Raw genomic sequence first — 5346 nt, 5'->3', positions numbered from 1 at the left:
ACTGGGACGGCTACATGGCACCCGACGCCATGGCCGCCTTCAAGACCGCAACCGGCGTTTCGGGCGAAGTGGTGGTGCATGCCACCAATGAAGAGATCATGGGCAAGCTGATCGCCGCCGGCGGCAAGGGCTATGACGTGGTCTTTGTCTCCTCACCCTTCGCCGAGGTGCTGAACAAGCTCGGCCTGACCGAGCCGATCGACCACGCCAAGATCCCCAACCTCGCCAACCTCTATCCGGAAGCAGCCAAGCTGCCGCACGATGTCGGCAATGCCTTCTCGGTGCCCTACACCTGGGGCACCACCGGCCTCTGCTATCGCTCGGATCTGATGAAGGTCGCACCGGCCAGCTGGAGCGACCTGCTCGCGCCCTCCGACGAATTGAAGGGCAAGACCACCATGCTGGCGACCGACCGCTGGCTGCTGGCCGCCGGCCAGCTCGACAAGGGCTATTCGGTCAACGAAACCGACCCGGCCAAGATGGCCGAGGTCAAGGATCTGCTGATCTCGGCCAAGAAGACCCTGCTCGCCTATGACGACACCACCTTCTATTCCAAGCTGGTGTCCGGCGAGGCACTGATGGTGCAGGCCTGGGACGGCTGGTGCAATTACGGCATCGCCGAAAAGCCGGAGATCAAATACGTCATTCCCAAGGAAGGTTCGGACCTCTGGGTCGACACGATGGTGGTGATGAAGGCCTCCGCCAACAAGGACGCCGCCTTCCAGTTCATCAACTTCATGCTCGACGCCAAGAACCACGCCTGGGCGGCGCAGAACATCGACTACAAGGTGCCGAACAAGCCGGCCATGGAGAGCCTGCCGGCCGATTTTCTGGCAAAATTCCCCAACATGGCGATGCCGGTGGCCGATCTCGTCAAATTCGAGCAGTTGCGTGACGTCGGCGACGCCCAGCGCGACTATTCGAAGATCGTCAGCGAGATCAAGGCTGCGCAGTAAGCGGCGGCACATCAGAGACCACGGCCGACGGCGGGTTTCCGCCGTCGGCCGCTGAATGCGGTACCCAATCGTGTCCTCAACCAGACTTCGTTCCTCCTTGCTGATGGCCCCGGCGCTGGCCTGGCTCGCGGCCTTGATGGTGGTGCCGTGCGCGCTGGTACTGGCGCTCGCCTTCTTCCGGCGTGGCATCTATGGCGGCATCGAATACACCTTCACGCTGGAGAATTTCGGCCTGGTCTTCGACCCGCTCTATGCCGGCATCTTCCTCAATTCGGCGCGCATCGCCGGCACCGCGACCCTGATCGCGGTGGTGATCGGCTATGCTGCCGCCTACGCGATATCGGCGGCACCGCGCCGGTGGCAGCCAGTGTTCCTGTTCTTCGCCGTGCTGCCGTTCTGGTCCAACTATCTGATCCGCACCTATGCCTGGATCGTGCTGCTCAACCGCGAAGGCCTGATTACCCAGCTGCTGCGCTGGTTCGGCTACACCGGCGAGCCGCCGTCGATGCTCTACACCGAAGGCGCCGTCATCGCCGGCCTGGTCTATAACTACCTGCCCTTCGTCATTCTCGCCTGCTACGCGCCGCTGTCGCGACTCAACCCGGAACTCGCCGAGGCCTCGCGTGATCTCGGCGCTTCGGCAGCCACCACGTTCCGTCGTGTCATCCTGCCGCTGACCGTACCGGGCATCGCCGCCGGCGCGGTCTTCGTCTTCGTGCTGTCGATCGGTAATTTCGTCACGCCCGCGCTGCTCGGCGGCGGCCGCTTCCAGATGATCGGCAACCTCGTCTACGACCAGTTCCTGACCGCCAACGACTGGCCTTTCGGGGCGGCACTGGCGATGGCGCTGATTGCCATCATGCTTCTGGTACTGATGGCGCAAGCGCTGGCCGCCAATCGCGCCTCGGGTCACGTCACGCAAGCCGGCGGAGACACCGATGGCTGAGCGCTCCCCTGCCACGCGGCGCACGCTCTGGCTCGTGCTCAGCCTGGTCTTCGCTTTCCTCTACATCCCGATCGCCGTGCTGGTGGCGCTGTCCTTCAACGAAGGCGGGTTGCCGACGGCATGGTCGGGATTCTCCCTGAAATGGTATGTCTCGCTGGCCTCGAATTCGGCGATCCTGTCCGCGGCCCTCAACACGCTGATCGTGGCGCTGGTCTCGACCGCGATCGCCACTCTGCTCGGCACGCTGCTGGCGATCGGCATCGAGATGCGCCGGCAATACGGCAAGGCCCTCGAAGCGCTGATTTTCGCACCGATGATCATTCCCGACATCGTGCTGGCGATCGCGCTGCTCTCGTTCTTCTCCATGCTCAATCTAACCATGGGCCTGCACACCATCATCCTCGCCCATGTCGTCTTCAACCTCGCCTTCGTCTGCTCGGTGGTGCGCGCGCGGCTGAAGAGTTTCGACTGGTCGATCGTCGAGGCCTCCGCCGATCTCGGCGCCTCCGCGCTCACCACCTTCCGGCGGGTGACATTGCCGGTCATCGCGCCGGCGGTGATTGCAGGGGCGCTGCTCGCCTTCACGCTCTCGGTCGACGAGTTCATCATCGCCTTCTTCACCGCTGGCGCCGGCCGCGCCTCGACGACGCTGCCGATGCAGATCTACGCCATGATCCGCTTCGGCATCACGCCGGAGATCAACGCGCTGGCGACCATCGTCATGGCGGTCTCGATCACCGCGCTGACCCTGTCGCAGCGGCTCAACCGTGGGATCATCGGCCAATGAGCGAACCCCGCACTCTGCTGGCCATCGATCATGTGTCGAAGAATTTCGGCAGGGTGATGGCCGTCGACGGCATCTCGCTCGACATCCGCGAGAACGAGTTCTTCGCTTTGCTCGGCCCGTCCGGCTGCGGCAAGACCACGCTCTTGCGCATGCTGGCCGGTTTCGAGACGCCCAATGACGGGCGCATCCTGCTCGACGGACGTGACATCGCCAAAACCCCGCCCAACAAGCGGCCGGTCAATCTGATGTTCCAATCCTATGCGCTGTTTCCGCATATGAGCGTTCGCGCCAATCTCTCCTACGCCCTGGAGCTGCAACGTTTGCCAACAGCTGAAATCCGCTCCCGCGTCGATGCCATCCTGGCGACGACCGAGCTCGTCCCCTTCGCCGACCGCAAGCCGGAGCAATTGTCGGGCGGCCAGAAGCAGCGCGTCGCGCTTGCCCGCGCGCTGGTCAAGCGGCCTCGCCTGCTGCTGCTCGACGAGCCGCTCGGCGCGCTCGACAAGAAGCTGCGCGGCGCCATGCAGCTGGAATTGAAGCGCCTGCAGCACGAGGTCGGCATCACCTTCGTCATCGTCACCCATGACCAGGAGGAATCGCTCGTCATGGCCGACCGCATGGCGGTGCTGAAAGACGGCAGATTGCTGCAATGCGACACGCCGCACGCGATCTACGAACACCCCGCCGATCGCTTCGTCGCCGACTTCATCGGCGTGATGAATTTCGTGCCGGGCCAAGCCGCCGTCGATGGCGTTGTAGCCACGAATGGCGCACGCATATCAGGCAAGGTTCCGGCAACGCTCTCGCCCGGCGCATCCGCTGTCGCTTCGGTGCGCCCTGAGCGCATCCGGCTATTCCCATCGGCGGAAACCGCCAACCGCATCACCGGCACGGTCGAGGCGCTGGCCTATCAGGGGCTGGACCTGCAGCTGCATGTCCGCACGCCCCTGTCGCCAAAGCCGTTCCTGGTGCGCGTCACCGCAGATGCCGCCGACCGCCGGCCGGTCTCGTCGGGCGACCAGGTCGAACTCGGCTGGGATGCCGCCGATGTCAGAATTTTCGCAGAATGACAGGAGAAGCCTGATGGCGCAGAAGACGATCGCGTTTTTTCCAGAAGCCGCCTACGGCCCGGCGCTCAATTCCGTCGGTATCGCCCAGGCAGTCGAAGCGCGCGGCCACAAGGCGGTGTTCCTGTCCGACCCCGGCTTCGTCGATGTCTACAAGGGCTACGGCTTCGAGGCGCATCCGGTGAACCTGTCGGAGCCGATGCCGCCCGAGCAGATGGCGAAATTCTGGGAGGATTTCATCAACGGCCATATCCCGAACTTCCGCAAATCGCCCTACGACCAGGTCGACAACTACGTCAAGGATTGCTGGACGGCGATCGTCGACAGCGCCAAATGGGCGCAGAAGGATCTGCCGCGCGTTCTCTCAGCCATCAAGCCGGATGTGATCTGCGTCGACAACGTCATCCTGTTCCCGGCCATCAAGCAGTACGGCAAGCCGTGGGTGCGCGTCATCTCCTGCTCGGAAAACGAGATCGAGGACGAGGACATCCCGCCCCATCTCTCCGGCTGCGGCGAGAACGACCATGCCGGCCACCAGCGCTACCGCGACCACTTCAATGCGGTGATCAAGCCGATCCATGACGACTTCAACGGCTTTCTCACCGCCAACCACGAGGCGCCCTATCCGATCGGCCAGTTCTTCGAAGCCTCGCCCTATTTGAACCTGCTGCTCTACCCCGAAGCGGCAAAATTCAAGCGCCGCCATCCGCTCGACCCGGCAAAATTCCAGTACCTCGAAGGCTGCGTGCGGCACGAAAAGCCGTACACGGTGCCGACCTTCTCCAGGAACAATGACGGGCCGCTGCTCTACGTCTCCTTCGGCAGCCTGGGCGCCGGCGATGTCGATCTGCTGAAGCGCATCATCGCGACATTGGGCAAGACGCGCTACAGGGCTCTGGTCAATGTCGGCGGCTACAAGGACCAGTACACGGACGTGCCCGGTAACGTCATTGTCGACAGCTGGTTTCCGCAGCCCTCGGTGATCCCGCAGGTCGATGCCGTCATCCACCATGGCGGCAACAACTCGTTCACCGAGTGCCTCTATTTCGGCAAACCGGCCATCATCATGCCCTATGTCTGGGATGGCCACGACAACGCCACCCGCGTCGAGGAAACCGGCCACGGCTTCGGCATGCCGCGCTACGACTGGACCGATGCCGAGCTGGTTGCCAAGATCGAGACCTGCCTGACCGACCCGGCGATGAAAGCCAAGCTGGCGAAGACATCGGCGCAGATGCACGCGCAGAATGGGCCGGAGAAAGCGGCCGGGTTGTTGGAGACGCTGCTGTGATTGAGATGCGGAGCCCAGGCGCCCCCCTCTGGCCTGCCGGCCATCTCCCCCTCAAGGGGGGAGATTGGATTTCGCGGCGGCTTTCGCCAATTTTCAACGCTGAAGAAGAGACACAGAAGCCAAAGTTGCCAATCTCCCCCCTTGAGGGGGAGATGTCCGGCAGGACAGAGGGGGGCCTCGTAGAGCACTGCCATCAGCTGTTGGCGTTATTATCTGCGGCGCTGTTTGCCCTCCTCCCCACCCCAGCCTTCGCCCACGCCTCCGACCGGGGCCACGTCCTGCTGCTGCCGACCGCCTAC

The 5346-nt window shown here is 63.5% G+C and carries 5 protein-coding genes; all 5 read left to right on the top strand.

Annotation, left to right across the window (positions count from 1 at the left end; genetic code table 11):
- The coding region (locus EOA22_RS18530) for a spermidine/putrescine ABC transporter substrate-binding protein (protein WP_164755615.1) at window positions 1-956 on the top strand (956 nt) is incomplete at its 5' end.
- Window positions 957-1059: 103 nt separating this feature from the next.
- A complete protein-coding gene (locus tag EOA22_RS18525; RefSeq protein WP_027163033.1) occupies window positions 1060-1902 on the top strand; it encodes an ABC transporter permease in 843 nt (280 codons plus the stop codon).
- A complete protein-coding gene (locus tag EOA22_RS18520; RefSeq protein ID WP_063169496.1) occupies window positions 1895-2689 on the top strand; it encodes an ABC transporter permease in 795 nt (264 codons plus the stop codon). The genes EOA22_RS18525 and EOA22_RS18520 overlap by 8 nt, the downstream gene beginning before the upstream one ends.
- Window positions 2686-3759 (top strand): ABC transporter ATP-binding protein, encoded by a 1074-nt coding sequence (locus tag EOA22_RS18515; RefSeq protein ID WP_127390130.1) that lies wholly within the window; start codon window positions 2686-2688, stop codon window positions 3757-3759. Before EOA22_RS18520 ends, EOA22_RS18515 begins: the two co-directional genes overlap by 4 nt.
- A gap of 13 nt (window positions 3760-3772) precedes the next feature.
- On the top strand, window positions 3773-5047 hold the full coding sequence (locus tag EOA22_RS18510) for a glycosyltransferase (RefSeq protein WP_063169497.1): 1275 nt from the start codon (window positions 3773-3775) through the stop codon (window positions 5045-5047).
- The last annotated feature ends 299 nt before the right edge of the window (window positions 5048-5346 follow it).

The organism is Mesorhizobium sp. M7A.F.Ca.US.014.04.1.1 (genome assembly GCF_003998745.1).
GTDB lineage: Bacteria > Pseudomonadota > Alphaproteobacteria > Rhizobiales > Rhizobiaceae > Mesorhizobium > Mesorhizobium ciceri.
Note: the sequence above shows the minus strand (reverse complement) of the source record. Positions and strands in the feature narration are given on the sequence as shown.